The organism is Streptomyces solincola, from assembly GCF_002982015.1.
Classification (GTDB): Bacteria; Actinomycetota; Actinomycetes; order Streptomycetales; family Streptomycetaceae; genus Streptomyces; species Streptomyces solincola.
In genome coordinates, this window is sequence record NZ_PVLV01000339.1 from 1 (window position 1) to 1714 (window position 1714).

The 1714-nt window shown below is 79.6% G+C and carries 1 protein-coding gene; it reads left to right on the forward strand.

Translation table 11 applies throughout. From position 1 onward, the window contains the following. Positions 1–175: 175 nt before the first annotated feature. Positions 176–1714: DUF5682 family protein (locus tag C6N75_RS20960; protein WP_407703252.1), on the forward strand; the 1539-nt coding region annotated here is incomplete at its 3' end.

The following is a 1714-nucleotide window of genomic DNA, read 5'->3' on the forward strand; positions in this document are numbered from 1 at the left end:
AGGCGGGGGCGGGGGCGACTGCGGCGACCCCGAGGCTGCCGCGGCCGACCTTGACGCAGGGGCGGACGCGGCCGGCGGTGCTCCGGGGGTCGACGCGGCCGGCCGTGCGCCGGGGGTCGACGCGGCCCACCGTGCTCCGGGGGTCGATGCGGCCGGCGGTGCTCCGGGGTGGCGGGTGCGCCGGGATCCGCTCGCCGCACTCGCCGCGGCGGGCGGCTACGACGACCCGGAGCGCTGGTGGGAGGACGCGGTGGAGCACCGGGCCGCCGCGCCCGCGGCCCACGGTCCGCCCGGCGCCGTGCCCCGCGACCCGCTCGCCGTCTTCGCACAACTCGCCGACGCCATGACCGCGCTGCGCCGCAGCACGACCGGGGAACCGGGGGCCGCCGGCGACGCCGGCGGCGCGGCGGACGCCCGCCGGGACGCGGTGCGCGAGGCCCATATGCGGCTTCAGCTCCGTGCGGCGCGCAGGGAGCACGGCGACGCGGTGGCCGTGGTCTGCGGCGCCTGGCACGTGCCGGCGCTCGCCGCCACGACCACCGCCGCCGCCGACCGGGCTCTGCTGAAGGGGCTGCCGCGGGTGCGGACCGAAGCCACCTGGGTGCCCTGGACCCACCGCCGGCTCGCCCGGCGCAGCGGATACGGGGCGGGGGTGGACGCGCCCGGCTGGTACGCCCACCTCTTCGATGCCCCGGACCGGCCGGTGGAGCGATGGCTCACCCGGGTCGCCCGGCTGCTGCGGGCCGAGGACCACCCCGTCTCCACGGCCCACGTCATCGAGGCCGTCCGGCTCGCCGGCACCCTGGCCGCCCTGCGCGGGCGACCGCTGGCCGGACTCGCCGAGACCATCGAGGCGGCCCGCGCGGTGATGTGCGGCGGATCCGACGTCCCGCTGCGGCTCGTCGAGGACCGCCTGGTGGTCGGGGACGCACTCGGCCGGGTACCGGACGGCGCGCCCGCCGTCCCGCTCCAGCGCGACCTCGCCCGCCTCCAGCGCACCCTGCGGCTGCGGCCGGAGGCGGAGGAGCGCCGGCTCGACCTCGACCTGCGCAAGGAGACCGACGCGGCGCGCAGTCGGCTGCTGCACCGGCTACGGCTGCTCGACGTGGACTGGGGTGTGCCGGCGGAGGGGCGGCCGGGCACCGGCACCTTCCGCGAGTCCTGGCGACTGCGCTGGGAGCCGGAGTTGCACGTCCGGGTCGCCGAGGCGGGCGGCTGGGGCACCACGGTCCGCGGCGCCGCGACCGCCCGGGCGGAGGCGCGCGCGGTGGCGGCGACCGAGCTGGCCGAGGTCACCGCGCTCGCCGAGTCCTGCCTGTCGGCCGACCTGCCGGACGCGCTGCCCGTGGTGATGCGGGTGCTGGCGGACCGCGCCGCGCTGGACGCGGACGTGGGCCGCCTGGCCTTGGCGCTCCCGGCGCTCGCCCGCGCTCTGCGATACGGGGACGTACGGGGCACCGACACGTCCGCGCTCGCCGGGGTCGCGCACGGGCTGGCCGAGCGGATCAGCATCGGCCTCCCTCCGGCCTGCACCGGCCTCGACGCGGCCGGCGCCACCGGGATGCGCGCCCACCTCGACGCGGTCCACCACGCCATCCGCCTCCTCCCACGACCCCCTCACCCGCATGAACCGCCGTCCGGAACGCCGCATGAACCGCCGTCCGGAACGCCGCACGAACCGCCGTCCGGACCGCCACCCGGGCGGCCGTCCGGG